At 60.4% G+C, this 20,624-nt stretch carries 24 protein-coding genes; 13 read left to right on the forward strand and 11 right to left on the reverse strand.

The window, feature by feature from the left end; all coding sequences use genetic code 11:
• The first annotated feature begins 22 nt into the window (after window positions 1-22).
• The 8 genes from gloB (at window position 23) to HF257_RS26940 (ending at window position 10,818) form a co-directional block, all read left to right on the forward strand.
• A complete protein-coding gene (gene gloB / locus HF257_RS26905; protein WP_185708986.1) occupies window positions 23-790 on the forward strand; it encodes a hydroxyacylglutathione hydrolase in 768 nt (255 codons plus the stop codon).
• A gap of 98 nt (window positions 791-888) precedes the next feature.
• Complete coding sequence (locus tag HF257_RS26910; protein ID WP_185708985.1) at window positions 889-2,301, forward strand: lytic transglycosylase domain-containing protein; 1,413 nt, start codon at window positions 889-891, stop codon at window positions 2,299-2,301.
• 210 nt (window positions 2,302-2,511) lie between these two features.
• The gene (locus HF257_RS26915) at window positions 2,512-4,341 is read left to right on the forward strand and encodes an extracellular solute-binding protein (RefSeq protein WP_185708984.1); all 1,830 of its coding nucleotides are present in this window, start codon (window positions 2,512-2,514) and stop codon (window positions 4,339-4,341) included.
• The gene (locus HF257_RS26920; RefSeq protein WP_185708983.1) at window positions 4,338-6,170 is read left to right on the forward strand and encodes an extracellular solute-binding protein; all 1,833 of its coding nucleotides are present in this window, start codon (window positions 4,338-4,340) and stop codon (window positions 6,168-6,170) included. Before HF257_RS26915 ends, HF257_RS26920 begins: the two co-directional genes overlap by 4 nt.
• On the forward strand, window positions 6,171-7,244 hold the full coding sequence (locus tag HF257_RS26925; protein ID WP_017738566.1) for a microcin C ABC transporter permease YejB: 1,074 nt from the start codon (window positions 6,171-6,173) through the stop codon (window positions 7,242-7,244). It abuts the gene before it with no gap.
• 1 nt (window position 7,245) lies between these two features.
• A complete protein-coding gene (locus HF257_RS26930; RefSeq protein WP_185708982.1) occupies window positions 7,246-8,265 on the forward strand; it encodes an ABC transporter permease in 1,020 nt (339 codons plus the stop codon).
• 1 nt (window position 8,266) lies between these two features.
• The gene (locus HF257_RS26935; RefSeq protein WP_185708981.1) at window positions 8,267-9,868 is read left to right on the forward strand and encodes an ABC transporter ATP-binding protein; all 1,602 of its coding nucleotides are present in this window, start codon (window positions 8,267-8,269) and stop codon (window positions 9,866-9,868) included.
• Between the two features lie 56 nt (window positions 9,869-9,924).
• On the forward strand, window positions 9,925-10,818 hold the full coding sequence (locus HF257_RS26940; RefSeq protein ID WP_185708980.1) for an AraC family transcriptional regulator: 894 nt from the start codon (window positions 9,925-9,927) through the stop codon (window positions 10,816-10,818).
• On the opposite strand, the gene HF257_RS26945 is transcribed toward HF257_RS26940, so the two are convergent.
• Entirely contained in the window at window positions 10,760-11,347 is a 588-nt protein-coding gene (locus tag HF257_RS26945) for a LysE family translocator (RefSeq protein ID WP_185708979.1), read from the reverse strand. The genes HF257_RS26940 and HF257_RS26945 overlap by 59 nt on opposite strands.
• Before the next feature lie 148 nt (window positions 11,348-11,495).
• On the opposite strand from HF257_RS26945, the gene HF257_RS26950 reads away from it, so the two are divergent.
• Window positions 11,496-12,338 (forward strand): alpha/beta fold hydrolase, encoded by an 843-nt coding sequence (locus tag HF257_RS26950; RefSeq protein ID WP_185708978.1) that lies wholly within the window; start codon window positions 11,496-11,498, stop codon window positions 12,336-12,338.
• 10 nt (window positions 12,339-12,348) lie between these two features.
• Here the strand turns inward: HF257_RS26950 and HF257_RS26955 are convergent, their stop codons facing one another.
• Window positions 12,349-12,783, reverse strand: a complete 435-nt coding sequence (locus HF257_RS26955) for a winged helix-turn-helix transcriptional regulator (RefSeq protein ID WP_185708977.1) — start codon at window positions 12,781-12,783, stop codon at window positions 12,349-12,351.
• Window positions 12,784-12,883: 100 nt separating this feature from the next.
• Here HF257_RS26955 and HF257_RS26960 point away from each other — a divergent pair, with 100 nt between their 5' ends.
• Window positions 12,884-13,582 (forward strand): SDR family oxidoreductase, encoded by a 699-nt coding sequence (locus HF257_RS26960; RefSeq protein WP_185708976.1) that lies wholly within the window; start codon window positions 12,884-12,886, stop codon window positions 13,580-13,582.
• On the opposite strand, the gene HF257_RS26965 is transcribed toward HF257_RS26960, so the two are convergent.
• Window positions 13,572-14,456: an NAD(P)/FAD-dependent oxidoreductase gene (locus HF257_RS26965; RefSeq protein WP_185708975.1), complete on the reverse strand. Its 885-nt coding sequence runs from the start codon at window positions 14,454-14,456 to the stop codon at window positions 13,572-13,574. The genes HF257_RS26960 and HF257_RS26965 overlap by 11 nt on opposite strands.
• Window positions 14,457-14,600: 144 nt before the next feature.
• Between HF257_RS26965 and HF257_RS26970 the strand changes: the two genes are divergently transcribed.
• Window positions 14,601-15,038, forward strand: coding sequence for an Rrf2 family transcriptional regulator (locus tag HF257_RS26970; protein WP_185708974.1), 438 nt, complete (start codon window positions 14,601-14,603; stop codon window positions 15,036-15,038).
• On the opposite strand, the gene HF257_RS26975 is transcribed toward HF257_RS26970, so the two are convergent.
• Both HF257_RS26975 and HF257_RS26980 read right to left on the reverse strand, forming a co-directional pair.
• The gene (locus HF257_RS26975) at window positions 15,035-15,664 is read right to left on the reverse strand and encodes a ribonuclease T2 family protein (RefSeq protein WP_185708973.1); all 630 of its coding nucleotides are present in this window, start codon (window positions 15,662-15,664) and stop codon (window positions 15,035-15,037) included. The two genes, HF257_RS26970 and HF257_RS26975, sit on opposite strands and share 4 nt — an antisense overlap.
• 36 nt (window positions 15,665-15,700) lie before the next feature.
• Complete coding sequence (locus HF257_RS26980; RefSeq protein ID WP_185708972.1) at window positions 15,701-16,681, reverse strand: Gfo/Idh/MocA family protein; 981 nt, start codon at window positions 16,679-16,681, stop codon at window positions 15,701-15,703.
• Between the two features lie 205 nt (window positions 16,682-16,886).
• Between HF257_RS26980 and HF257_RS26985 the strand changes: the two genes are divergently transcribed.
• On the forward strand, window positions 16,887-17,171 hold the full coding sequence (locus tag HF257_RS26985; RefSeq protein ID WP_233081502.1) for an NUDIX domain-containing protein: 285 nt from the start codon (window positions 16,887-16,889) through the stop codon (window positions 17,169-17,171).
• Between the two features lie 25 nt (window positions 17,172-17,196).
• Here HF257_RS26985 and HF257_RS26990 read toward each other — a convergent pair whose 3' ends face one another.
• From HF257_RS26990 to HF257_RS27010, 5 genes are all read right to left on the reverse strand, one after another.
• A complete protein-coding gene (locus tag HF257_RS26990; RefSeq protein WP_185708971.1) occupies window positions 17,197-17,940 on the reverse strand; it encodes a hypothetical protein in 744 nt (247 codons plus the stop codon).
• A gap of 108 nt (window positions 17,941-18,048) precedes the next feature.
• Window positions 18,049-18,543 (reverse strand): periplasmic heavy metal sensor, encoded by a 495-nt coding sequence (locus tag HF257_RS26995; RefSeq protein WP_185708970.1) that lies wholly within the window; start codon window positions 18,541-18,543, stop codon window positions 18,049-18,051.
• Window positions 18,540-18,971, reverse strand: a complete 432-nt coding sequence (locus HF257_RS27000) for a hypothetical protein (RefSeq protein WP_185708969.1) — start codon at window positions 18,969-18,971, stop codon at window positions 18,540-18,542. Before HF257_RS27000 ends, HF257_RS26995 begins: the two co-directional genes overlap by 4 nt.
• Window positions 18,968-19,546, reverse strand: coding sequence for an RNA polymerase sigma factor (locus HF257_RS27005; protein ID WP_185708968.1), 579 nt, complete (start codon window positions 19,544-19,546; stop codon window positions 18,968-18,970). Before HF257_RS27005 ends, HF257_RS27000 begins: the two co-directional genes overlap by 4 nt.
• A gap of 37 nt (window positions 19,547-19,583) precedes the next feature.
• On the reverse strand, window positions 19,584-19,895 hold the full coding sequence (locus tag HF257_RS27010) for a YXWGXW repeat-containing protein (RefSeq protein WP_185708967.1): 312 nt from the start codon (window positions 19,893-19,895) through the stop codon (window positions 19,584-19,586).
• A gap of 225 nt (window positions 19,896-20,120) precedes the next feature.
• Here HF257_RS27010 and HF257_RS27015 point away from each other — a divergent pair, with 225 nt between their 5' ends.
• Window positions 20,121-20,261 (forward strand): hypothetical protein, encoded by a 141-nt coding sequence (locus HF257_RS27015; RefSeq protein WP_185708966.1) that lies wholly within the window; start codon window positions 20,121-20,123, stop codon window positions 20,259-20,261.
• Here HF257_RS27015 and HF257_RS27020 read toward each other — a convergent pair.
• A complete protein-coding gene (locus HF257_RS27020; protein ID WP_185708965.1) occupies window positions 20,258-20,506 on the reverse strand; it encodes a DUF1652 domain-containing protein in 249 nt (82 codons plus the stop codon). The two genes, HF257_RS27015 and HF257_RS27020, sit on opposite strands and share 4 nt — an antisense overlap.
• Window positions 20,507-20,624: the final 118 nt, after the last annotated feature.

Raw genomic sequence — 20,624 nt, forward strand, 5'->3', positions numbered from 1 at the left:
GTTCAGCTTGGCGAATCGAAGAATGATACAGATCAGTGCCCTGCCCGCCTTCACCGACAACTACATCTGGTTGTTACAAGACTCCCAGACCCATCGCTGCGCGGTGGTCGACCCAGGCGACGCCGCGCCCGTGCTGGCGTGGCTTGAGCAAAACCCCCAGTGGTCCCTCAGCGACATCCTGATCACCCATCACCACCACGACCATGTCGGCGGTGTCGAACAACTCAAGCGTATCACCGACGCCAAGGTCTACGGCCCGGCAAACGAGAAGATCCCTGCGCGGGATGTGGCGCTCAACGACAACGACCGTATTAAAGTGCTGGGCTGGGATTTCGACGTATACGCCGTCCCCGGCCATACCCTCGGCCATATCGCCTTTTATCACCAAGGCGTGCTGTTCTGTGGTGATACGCTGTTTGCTGCCGGCTGCGGGCGTCTGTTCGAAGGTACGCCGCAGCAGATGCACACCTCGCTGGAACGCCTGGCCGCCCTGCCCGCCGACACCCTGGTGTACTGCACCCACGAATACACACAAAGTAACCTCAAATTTGCCCAGGCGGTGGAACCGGCGAACGCCGATATCGCCGAACGCGTGGAAAACGTTCGCCAATTGCGGGCCCGTGGCGAGATCACGCTGCCTTCGAACCTGGCGCTGGAAAAACGTACCAACCCCTTCTTGCGTACCGCTGAAACATCCGTTAAACAAAAAGCGGACGAACGGAATGGCCGTGACAACCGCTCTGGGGCCGAGGTGTTTGCTAGCTTGAGGGCTTGGAAAGATAAGTTCTAAGCGGATGCAATCTGATACGTATTTTCTGAATGGTTGACCGGAACCAAAGTGCTTTCTAGAATCGCCCGACATTTTTGCCCGGAACTTACTTCCAGCCAATGTCGTCATCTATTCGTAAATCCAACCATTCAGACGCATTGACCCGCCTGGCTCAAGCTGTGGCGGTGGCTGTGTCCGCGACTCTGGCGGGCTGCCAATCGACAAATTTCGCTGCACAATCCACCGTGCAACCCAAACCCAATCTTGCCGCCAAGATCAAGCAAAAACCTATTTGGCTCTCAGAGAAGCCCAGCCCCGAAATACCCCAGGATGTCTGGGAGCGCATGCGTCGGGGCTTTCAATTGCAGGACGGTCTGGGCGTCAACCCGCGCATCGAGCAACAGCGCCTGTGGTTCGCCAGTAACCCTTCCTTCCTGGAGAACGCCGGGGAACGCGGCAGCCTCTACATTCATTACATCGTCGAACGCCTTGAAGAACGCAACATGCCCCTGGAGCTGGCGCTGCTGCCAGTGATTGAAAGTGCCTACAACCCGATGGCCTATTCGCGTAGCGATGCGGTCGGCCTGTGGCAATTCATCCCCTCCACCGGGCGCTACTTCAACCTGCGTCAGACCCGCGCCTACGACGGTCGCCGCGATATCACTGCCTCGACAACCGCCGCCCTGGACTATCTGACCCGTCTGCACGATATGTTCAACGGTGACTGGCTGTTGGCCCTCGCGGCTTATAACGCCGGTGAAGGCACGGTCAGCCGGGCCATCGAGCGCAACGAAAAGCTTGGCCTGCCTACCGACTACTGGAACCTGCCACTGCCCCAGGAAACCAAGGACTACGTACCGAAGTTCCTGGCACTGTCCCAAGTGGTGCTGGCGCCCGAGGCCTACGGTGTCAACCTGAGCCCGATTGCCAACCAGCCGTACTTCGAAGTGGTTGAAGTCAAGCAGAGCATGGACCTGTCACGGGTCGCCGCGTTGGCCGAGATCGACGAAGACGAACTGTTCCAGCTCAACCCGGCCCTGAAACAACGCACCACCCTGGACGGCCCCCAGCATTTGCTGGTGCCGACCTCCAAGGCTCAACTGCTCACCAGCACCCTTTCGACGATGAAGCCGGAAGAATTGCTAAGCATGCGCCCGAAAAAGCCGGTGTTCGACGAAGTCGAGACCGCGCGTGTTGCCGGGCGTAGCCGTAGCTACAAGGTGCGCAGTGGCGACAACCTGACGATGATCGCCAAGGCCAACAAGGTCGACGTGCATGACCTGCAGCGCTGGAACAAACTCAACGGCCAGGCCCTCAAAGTCGGCCAGACCCTGGTCATGCAGGACACGCGCAAGCTAGTCGCCAAGGCTGACAGCAAGAAGCCGGTGCAATACAAGGTCAAGAAAGGCGACTCGCTGTACATCGTCGCCAAGCGCTTCAACGTTGAGATGCAACATCTCAAACGCTGGAACCCACGCACTGGCCAGGCGTTGAAGCCAGGGCAGATGCTGGTGGTTTCCGGACCACGCTGAGCCCTAAAGAACACAGGGGAGCTAATGTGGGAGCGGGCTTGCTCGCGAATACGGAGTGTCAGTCACTGATTATTTGACTGACCCACCGCCTTCGCGAGCAAGCCCGCTCCCACATTGGATCTACAGTGTTTCCAGTGAGCTTTTTCCAACCGGAACAAGCTGTTACTGTACCGATCATAAAGCCCAAGCCGCCTGGATCGGATCTCTGACTTGAAGCGTCCCCTCCTTCTACTAATAAGTCTGGCCTTGAGCTTTGCTGCGAACGCGACGATTACCGAGAGCCACGGTTACACGCAGTTCGGCAGGCTCAAGTACCCGGCCAAATTCACCCACTTCGATTGGGTAAACCCTGCAGCGCCGAAAGGCGGGACCTTGCGGGTCATGGCATTTGGCACGTTCGATACGCTCAACCCCTATACCTTCAAGGGCTCAAGCCCGGTTTCCACGGCCAATTTCCTGCAATACGGCGTCAATGAGCTGAATGAGCCATTGATGGTCGGTACCGGGCAGTACGCGCCGTCCGGTGATGAGCCCACCTCCAGCTACGGGCTGATCGCCCAGTCGGTGGAATACAGCGAAGACCGCAGTTGGGTGGTGTTCAACCTGCGCCCCGAAGCGCGCTTTCACGACGGCCACCCGATCACCGCCTATGATGTGGCGTTTTCCTATCGCACCCTGCTGACCGAAGGCCACCCGCAGTACCGCACCAACCTGCAAGAAGTGTCGCGGGTCGATATTCTCAATCCCCACCGTATCCGTTTTGTGTTCAAGCGTGCCGGCAACCCGCTGCTGATCCTGCGCCTGGGCGAGTTGCCGGTTCTGCCCCAGCATTACTGGAAGAACCGCGATTTCAAGGCAACCACCTTCGAACCTCCGCTAGGCAGCGGGCCATACCGCATCAGCAAGGTCACGCCTGGACGGCAATTGGTGTTCGAACGGGTAAAGGATTACTGGGGCAAGGACCTGCCGGTCAACCAGGGTTTCTACAACTACGACAAAGTCGAAGTGGAGTTCTACCGCGACAGTGACGTGGCCTTCGAAGCCTTCAAGGCAGGCGAATTCGACATCTACATCGAGCACCAGGCCAAGAACTGGGCGACGGGCTACAACTTTCCCGCGGTCAACCGTGGCGACGTGATCAAGGCGCAGATCGCCCACCAGATCCCGACCCAAAGCCAGGGCCTGTTCATGAACACCCGGCGGCCGACCTTTAGCCAGACCAAGGTGCGCGAAGCCCTGGGGTTGATGTTCGACTTTGAATGGACCAACCGCACCCTGTTCAGCAGCGCCTACAAACGCACCTTGAGCTACTACCCAAACAGTGAGTTCGCCGCGACCGGCGTGCCTGTGGGCCACGAATGGCTGATGCTCTCGCCCTACCGCGAACAGTTGCCGATCAACCTGTTTACCCAAGCGTTCAGCCTGCCCCAGACCGATGGTCGCGGCATACCACGCGACACCATGCGCCGAGCACTGGCCTTGTTAGGCGAAGCCGGTTGGAAACTGTCGGGCCAGCGCCTGCTCAACAGTGATGGTCAGCCGCTGCGCTTTGAGATCCTGCTGGTCAATCCGAACCTGGAGCGCATCCTGCAGCCCTATGTAGAGAACCTGATCAGTATCGGCATCGACGCGCGCCTGCGCACGGTAGATCGCGCCCAGTACAAGCAACGCCTGGATCAGTTCGACTTCGACATGATCCTGATGACCCTCAACCAAACCTTGAGCCCCGGCCTTGAGCAGTGGCAGTACTTCCACTCCAGCCAGGCGGCAATCAAGGGCAGCAAGAACTATGCAGGCATCGCCAACCCCATCGTCGATCACCTGCTGGAACAACTGCTGGCGGCACAAACCCGCGACGAGCAACTGGCCGCCGGGCGTGCCTTGGATCGAGTGCTGCTGTGGCAGCACTACAGTATTCCCAACTGGTACCTCAACTATCATCGCCTGGCGTACCGCAACCGGTTCGCCTTTGTTACCACGCCGCCCTATAGCCTGGGCTTGAGCGCATGGTGGCTGAAAGCTTCGGAGAAAGCCCAATGATGCATTTGCGCAACGCACTGCTCGCCAGCCTGCTTCTATGCAACGTGGCCCACGCCGCTCCACAACATGCCTTAACGTTGTACAACGAACCTCCCAAGTACCCCGCCGACTTCAAGCACACCGACTACGTGAACCCCGACGCGCCCAAGGGCGGCACCTTCCGTGAGTCCAGCCTGAGCGGTTTTGACAGCTTCAACCCGTTTATCAGCAAAGGCGTACCTGCCGACAATATCAACCTGATCTACGACACCCTCGCCACCCAGAGCCTCGACGAACCCTTCACCGAATATGGCCTGGTGGCCGGCAAGATTGAAAAGGCCCCGGATAACAGCTGGGTGCGTTTCTACCTGCGTCCTGAAGCTCGCTTCCACGATGGCCACCCCATACGTGCCGACGACGTGGTGTTCAGCTTCCAGACCCTGATCAAGGACGGCACCCCGCTCTACCGCACCTATTACGCCGATGTTGACGAAGTGATCGCCGAAGACCCGTTGCGCGTGCTGTTCAAGTTCAAGCGCACCAACAACCGCGAACTACCGCTGATCCTCGGCCAACTGCCGGTCCTGCCAAAACACTGGTGGGCCACCCGCGACTTCAACAAGGGCAACCTGGAGTTCCCGCTGGGCAGCGGTCCCTACCAGGTGGCCGAGGTCAAGGCCGGGCGTTCGGTGCGTTACGAGCGGGTCAAGGACTATTGGGGCAAGGACTTGCCGATCAACAAGGGTCTGTACAACTTCGACCAGCGCATCACCGATTACTACCGCGACGCGACGGTGGCGCTGGAGGCCCTCAAGGCCGGGCAATTCGATTACTGGGCCGAATTCAGTGCGAAAAACTGGGCGAATGCCTACAACGTTCCCGCCGTAGCCGAAGGGCGCCTGATCAAGGAAGAGATTCCGAATGGCAACCCCACGGGGATGCAGGGCTTCGTGTTCAACGTGCGCAAGCCGATGTTCGAAGACGTGCGCGTGCGCAAGGCTATCAGCCTGCTGCTGGATTTCGAATGGAGCAACAAGCAACTGTTCAACGGTGCCTACACCCGCACCCGCAGTTACTTCGAAAACTCCGACATGGCCGCCACCGGCCTGCCTGGCCCGGAAGAACTGGCGATCCTGGAGCCGCTGCGCGATAAAATCCCGCCGCAGGTGTTCACCGAAGCCTTCGAACCGGCCAAGACGGACGGCAGCGGCATGATCCGTGCGCAGCAGCGCGAGGCGTATCAATTGCTGCAGGAAGCCGGCTGGAAAATCGTCGACGACAAGATGGTCGACACCACCGGCAAACCGGTGAAGATCGAGTTCCTGCTGGCCCAGACCGAGTTCGAACGCATCCTGCTGCCGTTCAAGCGCAACCTGGCGGACTTGGGGATTGACCTGGTGATTCGCCGGGTCGACGTGTCCCAATTTATCAACCGCCTGCGCTCACGGGACTTCGACATGGTGGTGGGCAGCTTCCCGCAATCATCGTCACCGGGTAACGAACAGCGCGAGTTCTGGAAGTCCACCAGCGCCGACAAGCCTGGCAGCCGCAACTACATGGGCCTCAAAGACCCGGCGGTCGACCAGTTGGTAGAGCAACTGATCGATTCCGACACCCGCGCCAGCCTGATCGCCCACGCCAAGTCCCTGGACCGTGTGCTGCAGTTTGGCTACTACGTGATCCCCAACTGGCACATAAAGACCTTCCGCGTGGCTTACTGGAACAACCTCGGTCATCCAAAGGTTTCGCCGCTGTACGACGTCGGCATCTCTACCTGGTGGAGCAAGCCGAATGTGCAACCGCCGACTCCCCCCCAGACGAGCGCCGATCCGGCGAGCGGAGGCGATTAAATGCTGGCCTATATCTTTCGCCGCCTGTTGCTGATCATTCCGACGCTGTTCGGGATCTTGCTGATCAACTTCATCATCATCCAGGCCGCCCCAGGTGGGCCGGTGGAACAGATGATCGCCAAGCTCGAAGGCTTTGACGGCGCCACCAGCCGCATTGCCGGCGGCGGTGCCGAAGTTGCGGTGGCCGGTTCCAGCTATCGGGGAGCCCAGGGCCTCGACCCGGCGCTGATCAAGGAAATCGAGAAGATGTACGGCTTCGACAAGTCGGCGCCGGAACGCTTGTGGATCATGGTCAAGAACTATGCCCGCCTGGACTTTGGCGACAGTTTCTTCCGTGACGCCAAGGTCATCGACCTGATCAAGGAAAAGATGCCGGTGTCCATCTCCCTCGGTTTATGGAGCACGCTGATCATGTACCTGGTGTCGATCCCCCTGGGGATCGCCAAGGCCACGCGCCACGGCAGCCACTTCGACGTGTGGACCAGTTCGGCAATCATCGTCGGCTACGCGATCCCGGCGTTCCTGTTCGCAATCCTGCTGATCGTGGTGTTTGCCGGTGGCAGTTACTTCGACTGGTTCCCCTTGCGCGGGCTCACGTCCAACAACTTCGACGAACTGAGTTGGGGCGGCAAGATCCTCGATTACTTCTGGCACCTCGCGTTGCCGATCACCGCCCTGGTGATTGGCAACTTCGCCACCATGACCTTGCTCACCAAGAACAGCTTTCTCGACGAGATCAACAAACAGTACGTGGTCACCGCCAAGGCCAAGGGCCTGACCAACCACCGCGTGCTCTACGGCCACGTATTCCGTAACGCCATGCTGTTGGTGATCGCTGGTTTCCCGTCGGCCTTCATCGGCATCTTCTTTACCGGCTCGCTGCTGGTGGAGGTGATCTTCTCCCTTGACGGCCTGGGCCTGATGAGTTTTGAAGCGGCGATCAACCGTGACTACCCAGTGGTATTCGGTACGCTGTTTATCTTCACCCTGCTGGGGCTGATCGTGAAACTGATCGGCGACCTCACCTACACCCTGGTCGATCCACGTATCGACTTCGCCAGCCGGGAGCATTGAGATGAATCTATCCCCCCTCAATCGCCGCCGGTTCGAGCGGTTCAAGGCGAACAAGCGTGGCTGGTGGTCGCTGTGGCTGTTCCTGGTCTTGTTTGTGCTGAGCCTGGGCGCTGAGTTGATCGCCAACGACAAGCCGCTGGCGGTGCACTTCGATGGCGACTGGTATTTCCCGGCGCTCAAGCGCTACCCGGAGACCACCTTTGGCGGTGAGTTCCCGCTGGAGGCCAACTACAAGAGCCCGTATATCCAGGAATTGCTCAAGGCCAAGGACGCCTGGACGTTGTGGGCGCCGATTCCGTTCAGCTACCAGAGCATCAACTACGACCTCAAAGTGCCGGCCCCCGCGCCACCTTCCAGCGTCAACCTGCTGGGCACCGATGACCAGGGCCGTGATGTGCTGGCCCGGGTGATCTACGGCTTCCGTGTGTCGGTGCTGTTTGCCCTGACGCTCACGGTGCTCAGCTCGATCATCGGCGTGATCGCTGGCGCCTTGCAGGGGTTCTATGGCGGCTGGGTCGACCTGGCCGGGCAGCGTTTCCTGGAGATCTGGTCCGGGTTGCCGGTGCTGTACCTGCTGATCATTCTTGCCAGTTTCGTACAGCCCAACTTCTGGTGGCTACTGGGCATCATGTTGCTGTTCTCCTGGATGAGCCTGGTGGACGTGGTGCGCGCCGAGTTCCTGCGCGGGCGCAACCTCGAGTATGTGCGGGCTGCCCGAGCATTGGGCATGCAGAACGGCGCGATCATGTTCCGGCATATCCTGCCCAACGCGATGGTCTCGACCATGACCTTCATGCCGTTCATCCTCACCGGCGCCATCGGCACCCTGACCGCCCTGGACTTCCTCGGTTTCGGTTTGCCGGCGGGCTCGCCGTCGTTGGGCGAACTGGTGGCCCAGGGTAAATCCAACCTGCAAGCGCCGTGGCTGGGCATGAGTGCCTTTGCCGTGTTGGCGATCATGCTGAGTTTGCTGGTGTTTATCGGCGAGTCCGCTCGCGATGCCTTCGACCCGAGGAAATGAGATGAATCAGGACAATCTGATCGAAGTCCGCGACCTCAGTGTCGAGTTTGTCACCGGTGACCACTCGCACCGCGTGGTGAACAACGTCAGCTTCGATATCAAGCGCGGTGAAACCCTGGCCCTGGTGGGCGAAAGCGGCTCCGGAAAATCGGTGACCGCCCACTCGATCCTGCGCCTGCTGCCGTACCCGCTGGCGCGGCACCCCTCCGGGACCATCAACTACGCCGGGCAAGACCTGCTCACGCTGAAAGAAAAAACTATCCGCCACATTCGCGGCAACCGCATTGCGATGATCTTCCAGGAGCCAATGACCTCGTTGAACCCGCTGCACTCCATCGAGAAGCAGATCAACGAAGTGCTCGGCCTGCACAAGGGGCTGCAAGGCAAGGTCGCCACTCAGCGCACCCTGGAATTGTTGGAACTGGTGGGCATCCCGGAACCGCGCAAACGCCTCAAGGCCCTGCCCCACGAGCTGTCCGGCGGGCAACGCCAACGGGTGATGATTGCCATGGCCCTGGCCAACGAGCCGGAACTGTTGATCGCAGACGAGCCGACCACGGCCCTCGACGTGACGGTGCAATTGAAGATCCTGGAACTGCTCAAGGAGTTGCAGGCACGCCTGGGCATGGCGTTGCTGTTGATCAGCCATGACTTGAACCTGGTGCGCCGCATCGCCCACCGCGTGTGTGTGATGCAGAAAGGTTGCATCGTCGAGCAGGCCGATTGCGAGACGTTGTTCCAGGCGCCACAACATCCGTATACCCAGGAGCTGCTGGCGGCGGAGCCTAGCGGCGGGCCTGCCGGCAATGAAGTAGGCCCACCGCTGCTGGAAGTCGATGACTTGAAGGTATGGTTCCCGATCAAGAAAGGCTTTTTGCGCAACACCGTCGATTACGTCAAAGCGGTGGACGGCATCAACTTCAGCCTGCCGCAAGGGCAAACCCTGGGGATTGTTGGCGAAAGCGGTTCGGGCAAATCCACCCTGGGCCTGGCGATTTTGCGGCTGATCGCCAGCAAGGGCGGCATTCGCTTCGAAGGCCAGCAACTGGACACACTCACCCAGCAGCAGGTGCGTCCGTTGCGCCGGGAAATGCAGGTGGTGTTCCAGGACCCGTTCGGCAGCCTGAGCCCGCGCATGTGCGTCAGCGAGATCGTGGGTGAAGGCCTGCGCATTCACAAGATGGGCACACCCGCCGAGCAGGAAAGCGCGATTATCGCGGCGCTCAAGGAAGTGGGCCTGGACCCGGATTCACGGCATCGCTACCCCCACGAGTTTTCCGGTGGGCAGCGCCAACGCATCGCCATCGCCCGTGCCTTGGTACTCAAGCCGAGGCTGATCCTGCTCGACGAACCCACCTCGGCACTCGACCGCACGGTGCAGCGCCAGGTGGTGGAATTGCTGCGTAGCTTGCAGGCCAAGTACAACTTGACCTACCTGTTTATAAGCCATGATTTGGCGGTGGTGAAGGCGCTGAGTCACCAGTTGATGGTGGTCAAGCATGGGCAGGTGGTAGAGCAAGGCGATGCCAGGGCGATTTTTGCTGATCCGCAGCATGCCTATACCCTGCAACTGCTGGAAGCGGCCTTCCTGGTACCGGCCTGACACAACTCGGCCAGTGTGCAATGATCCGCTCTCTCTCCCGGGATGGAGGCTCCACCATGTCGCTGGAAACCCGCGCTCACCCCTTGCACTCGCCGCGCTTCTGGCGCGACGAGCGCTTGCCGTTCATTGAGGCGCGTGCGATTGCCGATGGCCGCAAGGTCACCTACACCCGGCATGCCCATGAGCACTTTTCCATCGGAGCGGTCACCACCGGGCGCAGCTATTACCACTACGGCGCAGACACCTTCGAGATCAGCGCCGGTACGGTGGTGCTGATGAACCCCGGCGACGTACACGCCTGCAATCCCATCCGCAATGAGCCTTGGTCGTACCAGATGCTGTACATCGACACGTCCTGGCTGACCGATCTGCAGCATCAATTGGGGTTCAGCAGCGACCAGGGCTTTCGTCCGTTCACCACTCCGCACACTCGCGATCCGGTGCTGTACAACGGCCTGTTGGCGTTGTATCGGACATTGGTGGATGCGCAGGCCGAACACCTGCAAAAACAAAGTGCGCTGGTGAGTTACTTCAGTGATGTGCAACAGCGCCTCAACCCGTGCGACGCGCCGCTGCGCGAGGTCAACCACAAGCTGGAGCGGGCTGCCGAGTACATCCGCACGCACTGCACCCAGGCGCTGAAACTTGAAGACATCTGCCTGGCCGCCGAGCTGTCGCCGTCTTACCTGATCCGCGCGTTCAAGCTGTATTACGGGCTGACACCCCATGCCTTCCTGGTGAACCAGCGCATCCAGTTCGCGCGTGCCCAACTGCGCCAGGGTGGTCTGATTGCCGATGTAGCGCTGGCCGCTGGCTTCTCCGACCAGGCGCATTTCCAGCGCGCCTTCAAACAGCATTTTGCCGCGACGCCGGGGCAATACCGCGACCGGCTCAAGCCATCAGCAAATAACCCACACTGGCCACCAGCAACGCAGCCATTGAGCGGTTGAACAGGCGCATCCCCTGGGGATTACTCAAGTAGCGCCGCAAAAAAGTCCCGGCATAAGCCCAGCAGGCCACGGACAGGTAGCAGATCACCAGGTAGAGGCTGGCAAACAGCCAAACCTGCCGTGTATCCCCATCGGCCACAAACAATCCCATACCCGCCACGCACGCCAACCAGGCCTTGGGGTTGAGCCATTGCATGATTGCGCCGTACAGCATCGACGGCGCGGTTGCGCTGCCATCGGCGTCCAGACGTCCATCGTCCACCGCCAGTTTCCAAGCCATGTACAGCAGGAAAGCAACCCCGCCCCACTGGATCACCTGCGTCAGGATCGGCCAGCGCGCCAGCACTTCATGCAGTCCCAGGCCAATCAATACCAGCAACAAGGTAAAGCCGGCGGCGGCGCCGAACACGTGCTTCTGGCTGGCAACAAAGCCAAAGCGCGCTCCCGTGCTGAGCGCCACCACATTGACCGGCCCCGGGGTAATCGACGTAGCCAACGCGAAAGCGGCCATGGAAATGATCAAGCTCATTACGATTCCTTTTGATGGCGCGTGAAGAAGGCCTAACGGTATAAGGCCCGTCCAAAACGGTATTGAACAAAATCACCCTTGGCCGCAAACCGCTTCAGGCCCAGTGCTAGAGTTCAACGCCGACCTCTCACTGCAAAAAGGAATCGCCATGTCACGTCGCTTGCTGGTTGCTGCCTGCCTGTTGCTGTCTTTCTCTGCGGCCCAAGCCGCTGAACGCTGGGAAACCCTGCCGCCGACACCCGCCCCGGTGGCCGGCGCCAAAACCGGCTATGCCGCGGTCAACGGCATCAAGGTCTACTACACCCGCACCGGCCATGGTTCGCCCGTGGTGCTGTTGCATGGCGGGTTGTCCAACTCCGATTACTGGGGCAACCAGGTCAAGGCGCTGTCGGCCAAACACACGGTGATCAGCCTCGACAGCCGTGGCCACGGGCGCAGTTCCCGGGACGAAAAACCCTTCGGCTACGACCTGATGGCCGACGATGTGTTGGCCGTGCTCGACAGCCTGAAGATTCCCCGCGCTGATATCGTCGGCTGGAGTGACGGCGCGATCATCGGTATCGACCTGGCCCTGCGTCACCCTGACCGCATCGGCAAAGTGTTCGCGTTCGCCGCCAATACCCAGACCGCCGGGGTGAAGGACGGCGTCGAGAAAAACCCGACGTTCGCCGCCTTTATCGAACGCGCGGGCAAGGAGTACGGCAAGCTCTCGCCGACGCCTAAAGAGTACGACGCGTTTGTCGAGCAGATCAGTCATATGTGGGCCAGCCAACCGAATTGGACCGACGCACAACTGGCGAGCATCAAGACGCCGATTCTGATTGCCGACGGCGACCATGACGAAGCGATCAAGCGCGAACATACCGAGTACATCGCGGCGACCATCCCCGGCGCTGGCCTGCTGATTCTGCCGAACACCAGCCACTTCGCGTTCCTGCAGGACCCGGCGTTGTTCAACGCAGCAGTGCTAGGGTTCCTCGACAGCAAGTAGCTGCGTTGATTCAGGCCGCCGGCGCTTGGGTGACGATGTCTTCGACCTGCAACACTCGACCGTCCTCGGCCTGGATCTCCACCTTGCGCAGCGGCTTGAGCAAGCGGGCATCCAGCACACGGGCGCCCACCTCATCCGGCTCGGTGAACGCCTCACCCCACTGCGCCAGAGTCACCAGTACGGGCATCAGCGCGCGGCCCTTGTCAGTCAGTTGGTACTCGCTGCGCGCGCCAACTTCACTGGTTTGCAGCAGGCCTTGTTCGACCATGTCCTTGAGGCGAGTGGCGAGGATGTTTTTCGCCACGCCCAGGTGCTTCTGGAAATCACCGAAGCGCGTCACGCCGGCAAAGGCATCGCGAATGATCAGCAGCGTCCACCAGTCCCCCACCACATCCAGGGCGCGGGCGACGGGGCAGGCATTTCCTTCCATACATTTGCGTTTCACGGTCGGGCCTCCAGAAAAATTCAGTTGCATTATAGGACCGATACGCTCAGGATAAAAACGGTTTCATTATTAAACCTAAATTCGCAGCGTGGAGCTCATCATGGATATTCGTGGAAAAGTGGTACTGGTCACCGGCGCCAATCGCGGCCTGGGCAAAGCGTTTGTCACCGCGCTGCTGGAAGGCGGCGCCGCCAAGGTTTATGCCGGCGCAAGAAACCCAAGCAGTGTGAACATCCCCGGCAGTACGCCGATTGCCCTGGACATCACCGACCCCGCCAGCGTGCAGCGTGCCGCCGAGCAAGCGAGTGATGTCAGTGTGGTGATCAACAACGCCGGCTTCCTCAAGTACGGCTCGTTGCTGGCTGAGGACAGCGTCGAGAACCTGCAACAGCACTTGGACGTGAACACCTTCGGCACCCTGCGGGTCAGTCGGGCGTTTGCGCCGATCCTGGCCAAGCAAGGCGGCGGCGCGTTGATCAATGTGCTGTCGGTGCTGAGCTGGCTGAGCCCACCGGGCGCCGGTGGCTACAGCGCGTCCAAGTCCGCCCAGTGGGGCCTTACCAACGGCCTGCGCGGTGAGCTGCGCGAACAGGGCACCTTGGTCATCGGCGTGCACCCGGCCTACATCGACACCGACATGGTTGCCGATGTACAAGCGCCGAAGAGCACGCCGCAAGAAGTGGTTGCCGTTACCCTGCAGGCGCTGAGCGAGGACCGTGAAGAACTATTGGTCAGCGACACGTCCCACGGAGTGAAGGCATCGCTGTCCAGCGACAGCCCGGTGTACCTCAACCGTTGATCAACGAAAAGTGCGTGCCGGTACCGGCGCGCACGCCCTCGCCTACGGCCAGCGCTACCGAGCCCGCAGCGAGGGACGTGTCACCACAGGCAAACACGCCAGGCACCGACGTCTGGCGAGTTTCATTTGTGTGTACGTAAAGGCCACTCGGCCCCTCTGACAACTCGCACTCCAACTGTGCTGCCAGCGGGCTGATGCGCGTGCGTGACATCGTGAACACGCCATCAAGGTTGAACACCCTGCCGTCTTCCAACTCCAGATCGACACGCTCACCGCTGAGGCGCCGAACAGCCCCGTTTTGCACACTCACGCCACGCCGATCCAACAGCGCCTGTTGTTGGGCATCCGGCGTGAATACACCGTTGGTAAACAAGGTGGTGGTGCCCCAATCCGGCAGCATCAACGCGTGATGCATCGCCAAGGGTGATGTGGCCAGTACGCCGATACGGCCCCTGTCCAACTCGTAGCCGTGGCAGTAAGGGCAATGAAACACCCGCGTGCCCCAGCGCTCTTGCAGGCCTTCGATGGCGGGTAGTTCGTCCACCACGCCGGTGGCGAGGATCAGGCGCCTAGCTTTGAGCTCACCGTTGCATTGAGTGCGCACACTGAAACCGTCCAGTTGCCCACTCGCCTCCACGACGTTGTCCTGCACCCAGGTGACACTGGGGTATTCCATCAACTGGCTGCGGCCTTCGGCGGCGATGACCTCCGGTGCCTGGCCGTCCTGGCCGAGAAAGCCGTGGGAAGTGGCCGCAAAGCGGTTGCGTCGCTGCCCCGCATCAATCACCAGCACCTTGCGCCGTGCCCGTGCCAATTGCAGGCCCGCAGACAGGCCGGCATAGCTGCCGCCCACGATAATGACGTCATGCATCATGACAATGACCCCGAATCAGGTGCACGCAGTTATCCGCGCGCTTTCACGACACACCATAAGTTACGTAAAAATAGCCCGTCAAGAGTCTCGCAACTTTTTAGGTTACGAACGATACTTTCGACCGAATCGACTTGAGGTTTTTTGATGAGAAACGACACGCGCCTGTCGCGCATGCTGCATGTACTGATCCACATGGGCCGCCACGAAGAGCGCGCCACGTCCGAGACCATTGCGCAGATGCTGGGCACCAACCCGGTGGTGGTGCGACGCACACTTGGGCTGCTCAAGGAGAATGGTTACGTACGCTCGGAAAAGGGCCATCAAGGCGGCTGGAGCCTGGGCAAACCCCTGAGTGAGATCACCCTGCTGGATATTCACAACGCCTTGGGCACGCCGTCGATATTTGCCATCGGCCTGTCCACCGACCATCCGGAATGCCTGGTGGAGCAGGCGGTGAACGCGGCGCTCACCGATGCCTTCGAACAAGCCCAAGCGCTGTTGTTGAAGCGCCTGGGCAAGGTCACCCTGGCGCAATTGGCGGAAGATTTTGACGAGCGCTTTCGCGTGGCGATGTTGCCTTAGCGCTGTGCTGGAATCCGTATGTCGCCATCGCGGCACTGGTTTTTCACACTGCGCGGGCAACCGGCGAACGCCAAGTCCTTGGTCAGGCACACCCGTACCTCCGAGAGCACCTTGCCTTTGCAGATTACCGCCAGCCCGTGGTTGCCCATGCGCGGGTTGCTCTCGCGAAACAGCGCTTCAATCTCACGGGCCTGCAAAGACGGCGGGGTATTGAACGGTTGCAGTTGCTGCGGAATCGTCACTACGCCCAGCGCCGCGTCAGTCTTCTCCAGATACGCCAAGGGCTCCAGACCGCTGCAAGTGCCATGCTTGGCCCACTCGTGCTTGAGCAGCGAGCGCGTCGGGAATAACGCTGCGCCCTTGTCCATTTCTTCGCGATTAAGCTGCGACTGAGGTGAGCATGACGCCGGCCACCCGCCCCGCGCGTACTGCGGCCACAAACCATGCAGCACAAACCCATAGCCCTTGCCCGAACACTGCTCGTTGTTCGGGTGCGTCAGGCAAAAGGTCGGTGACCACGACAGCGACAATACGTAAAAATCAAATTCCCCCGGTGTTCCTTGAGCGCGCGGTGCCGCCATTGCATTCGTGGCCAGTACCAGCCACAACGCCATCCAGTATTTCATCCGTGTATTCCTTGAAAAAGAAAAACCCTATCGCGTCTAACCCGGAACATTGGGGTTACGTTGTAGCACCTTGTCCAGGATTCGATCGGTCTTCAGCGCTTCGATCGCCAACGATGGATGCTCGGCCCCGCCACGGATATGGGCGTTCATTGCCAACACATGGTGCCACTGGATATGCGCGTGACACGGCACCTCCAGCACTTCATCGGACTCACCTTCAAGGCGTATTGGCTGGTCGTCGAAGACCGAGAACTGGATGCGCCCACGACTGCCAATCAACTCCACGTGGTCCTCGCGACGATCCGCGACAAAGTTCCAGCAGCCCATGCCCAACGCACCGGAGGTGAAGGTCCAGCAGGCTGTCACAGCGTCCTCTGCGGCATAGCGTCCGGCCTGGCGCGCGTTAAAGCCGGTGACTTCAACAATATCCCCGGCCAGGTACTGGAACAGGTCGAAGCCGTGGCTGGCCAGGTCGGCAAAGTAGCCACCGCCGGCAATGGCCGGGTCGGTACGCCAGTTGGCGGCGCTGGCGTCATCAGCGCCTGCAGGCTTGCACAGGGTCCAGGTCAGTTGGCGCAGCTCGCCAATGCGCCCGTCCCGCAGCCAGTCACGCACTTGCTGGAAGCGTGGCAAGGAACGCCGGTAGTAGGAGACGAACAGGTGCAAGCCGGCGCGCTCGAAGGTGCGCTGCATCAACGCACTTTGCTCGGCGTTGAGCGACATGGGTTTTTCGACGCAGCAATGCTTGCCGGCCGCCGCCGCCATCAGGCTGTATTCAAGGTGGCTGTCGGGCGGCGTGGCGATGTACACCGCGTCCACCTCGGGGTCGTCGATCAGTGCCTGGGCGTCGGTGTAGAAGCGGGCAATACCGTGGCGTGCCGCATAATCGCGCACCGCTTCCTCACGGCGCCCCATCACGGCCACCAGCGCCGAATCTGGCGCTTTGTAGAAAGCGGGTCCACTCTTCAATTCAGTGACACTGCCACAGCCAATCATGCCCCAACGTACGGTCGTCATCGATTTTCCTCGTCCGTTTCCATCAATCGGGCAGTATCCACATACCCACCGCCCTGTGCCACAAACACTTAGCATGACAATTGCATTTCACTTTTATGACATTCATCCAGCTGCAGGGGCACAGACGATGAAAATTCGGGCGACGGTCATTTGCGAACACGAGGGGCACATCCTCTTCGTGCGCAAGGCCAGATCAAAATGAGCGTTGCCAGGCGGCAAGGTCGAACGTTACGAGCGGCCGGTGGGCGCCGCCGAGCGGGAGTTGGAAGAAGAAACCGGGCTGAACGTGGACGGCTTGCTGTATTTGCAGGAACTGAAGGCCCGCGACACCGTGCACCATGTGTTCGAAGCTTCGGTGGTGAACATCGCGGATGCGCAACCGCGAAACGAGATCATCGATTGCCAGTGGCAGGCTTATGGCGCGGTGGATCAACTGGACACCACCGATGCCACCCGGCATATCGTCAAATCGTTTCTGCGTCGGCTGTGAGTAAGGACACTCACCCGCACTGCTGCTAGTGGTAGCCCGCTTCAAGCGTGTCTCGTTCACGTTCCTTTTGACGCTTTTGCTCACGTTGCGCCTCGAGCTTCTTGTCGCACTGCTGCTTGCCCTCTTCCACCGTCCCGGTATACGTACAGTCGGACATACCCTGGCCCCCCGTCAGGATCACGACTGCCACTACCAACGGAACCACCACCACCATCACTGCAATGTCGACGGCACGTGAGCTGTGCACTTCAGTCTTGTACGGATACTGCTGCTGCGGGTTCAGGTCGAACGCCTGCAGGGTCGTCCATGCCGTGTACCGATAGCCCTGGTCCTTGAACGGCTTGCAGGCATCTACCGTCTGCACCGCGTAGTAGTCGCCTAGTCGGCGGGGCTGAGTCTGGCGGGCATTGAATCCCTCGACCAATGCCTTGAGTTGCCCGTCCTCGGCCTGCCAGGCGGCTTCGCATTCAGGCTGGGTGACGTACCGCTTGCTGGTCTTGCTCACCGTATCCAGCCAGTTTTTACCACCGACATACAGCCCCAGTACACCGCCATCCGGGGCTGCTTGCAGGTACAGCTCAAGCGCGCCGGTATAGAACCCACGGGTTTTGCTCAACAGTTCGAATTGTTGGCTGCTCAACGGCTGGTAAAGGGTGTAGCCATACACCTCGGGGCCCGCAATCTCGGGCTGGACCGGCGCGGTCGCGCACCCACTGAGTGACGATGTGATGATCGCCAGGCTCAACACACTGCACAGCATCCTTTGCATGAAACGCCCCAGGGCAGATGGGCGGCTGGACAGCCAGGCGCAAGATTGCGCCAAATCCCAGCCGCTGTTTCGGCACGTGCGGTCGAAACATTAATGCCCAATCATCCCTCAGGAGCGCGGCTTGCTGCCTGCCGTCTCCATGAGCTTGTCCTTGCCTTTGGCTTGCCCGCGCAAATACAACGCATCCACCAGTTTTTGCCGGTCTTCCTGGGGCAAGGTGCTGGCGAACTGCGCCAACGTTGAGTCCACCAAGGCCCGCAACGCCACATCGGCTTCGCGCGCCTTGGCCAATTCGGTGACCAGCACTTCGCGGTCCAGGGTCGGTGCTTCCAATTGCTTGATCACTCCCATCCGCGCCTCGCGGCCGGCCATGATCAGCGGTTGGCTGTCGGCGCTGTTATGGCGCAGCAATTGGCGCAGTTCCTTGCGCCGCTCCGGCGGCAATTTGAACATGGCCTGGCGCAAACCGTGTTGGTTGACCACCGCTTCGGCAGGCTTGGCGCTGGCCATCCAGTGGTAGAGGCCGCCGGCAACCCCGCCGATCAAAAACACATTGAGCAATACCGAGACGAGCAACCACGGTTTAAGGGATCTGACGGTCATTGCTCGGCTTCCTCGGCATTGACGGTGAAGACGACTTCCGCGTCGCCTTGGTCGAAGACACTGGGCAGCACTTCGGATGACAGCATCGGCAGCGGTACACTCATGGAAGCCACCAACATGCCGGTGACAATCCCTGCTATGCCCACGCCCACCACGCCGGCTGGCGATAGCCAACCGGCGTAGCGGGCCCAGAATGACTTGGGTTGCGGGGCCGACTGACGAATCTGGCGGGCCAATTCGGGGTCGGCCAGCACCACGTGGTAACTGTCGAGTTGCGTATCGAGCCAGCCGGCCTCGTCCATGGCTGCACGGGCACTGGGGTGGCCGCTGTCCAGCAAGGCCCGGGCCGAGCCTTGCTCTTGTGCGGGCCAGCGCTGCAAGTCGGCGCCGTAGGCGTCGGCCAAGTGAGCAAATCGTTCGGGTGTCATGGTTTTCCCCTTCCTGGGCGGGCAAGCCCGGGTGTGTCGGCAAGTTGGCTACGCAACTGGCGGCGAGCCCGCGACAGCAGGCTCTCCAGTGCCTCGACGCTGATATTCATCAGGGCCGCGGCGTCGATGTTCGACAGCTCCTGGTAATACTGCAGCACAATGGCTTCGCGCTGTCGCTCGGGCAACGCCGCCAACGCTGCGGCCATGCGTGCACTGCGGTCAGCGGTTTCCAGCTGTTCTTCCGGGGACGGCGCGTTGTCTGCCAGCTCCAGCGCCTGCTCGTCGTCCAACGGGCGCTCCTTGCGCCGGCGCAGACGGTCATGGCACAGGTTGAGCGCCACCCGATGCAACCAGGTGTCAAAGCGCGCCTCGCCGCTGCGCCAACTGGCCGCCTGGCGCCAGATGCGCAGGAAGCTTTCCTGGGCCACGTCCTTGGCCTCGTCGGCATCGCCCAGTATCCGACTGGCGAGCGCCAGCAGGCGCGGCAGTTTGCGCGTCACCATTTCGTTGACGGCTGCGGGTTCGTTGTTACCGATACGTGCCAGCAGCTCAACGTCCGGATCAGTGTCTTTCAATCGGGCAATTCTCGGTCCGGGGGCTAAGTCTCAGGTGTCAGCGGATCCAATGCCCTTCACGCCAGTACCAGTTGGGACCGCGTGATTCCCAATGTCCAGGCTCCCAACGTGCATTGTGCATCACCGGCTGCCAGTGGCCGGGCACCCAGGCATAGGCGCCACGCTCCCACTGCCAGTGACCACGGTCCCAGGCGTAACCGGGACGTTGCGCCGGAATGACTTCGACACGCTCCGCCGGCGGCGCCTGGCGAATGATGACTTCAGTCTCGGCAAAGCTTGGCGTACTCACAAACGCGGCAAGGACCAGTGGGGCAAGCAAGGCAAAACGCATTTTGGCCAGGGGTCTCATGGCAACTCCTTCATGCAACGAACGAAAGTGCAGGTTGCTGATGGGTTGAACGCTGGGTGTCGAAAAAATCCGTCGCGGGGTGCGTGGATTTTTTCAGGGCAGTGGTCGAGGGCAGTATTGCCCAGGGGATGGCAGGACTTGATGAAATGTTTGAAAGCCGCGCGACGGATTTATCTCTGCGGCTACGTTGAAGGTGTAACGCAGGTAAATCCAAGAGGAAACATCATGTACCGCCGACTTTCCATGCTGGTTGCCGCACTGCTGATCGTCAGCCTCAGCGGTTGCATTATCCTGCCGGAACACCGCCATTGCTGCTGGCGTTATTACGGCGCGAACGACACCCCCACCCACATGGCCAACAGTTAACCGACCGCCGCAAAACCTCGGCGCCCGGCCTTGATCTCGGTACGCAGTTCACCGATAAGGTTTGAGATGGAACGGATGCTGTCCAAACCCTCGGGAGACACACGGGTCAGCAGCAAGTCGACACGACCGGATTCCGGTTCGAAGATGCTGATGCGCAGCGAACCATCGACGTTCTGCGTGCAATCGCAGGCCAATGGCAGAAAACCCGAAGCCATGATGCGACTGAATTCGGCGATTGAAATCATGCTCCGCACCCTCCCCCGGGCTCCACCCAGTCGTTGTGATGCAAGCAGAGTAGATCAGGTTTCAGGGGCAATCTAGCCAATCGTTCAAAAGTGCCAATCACACCTCATTTTGCCCCAA

This window comes from Pseudomonas cremoris (genome assembly GCF_014230465.1).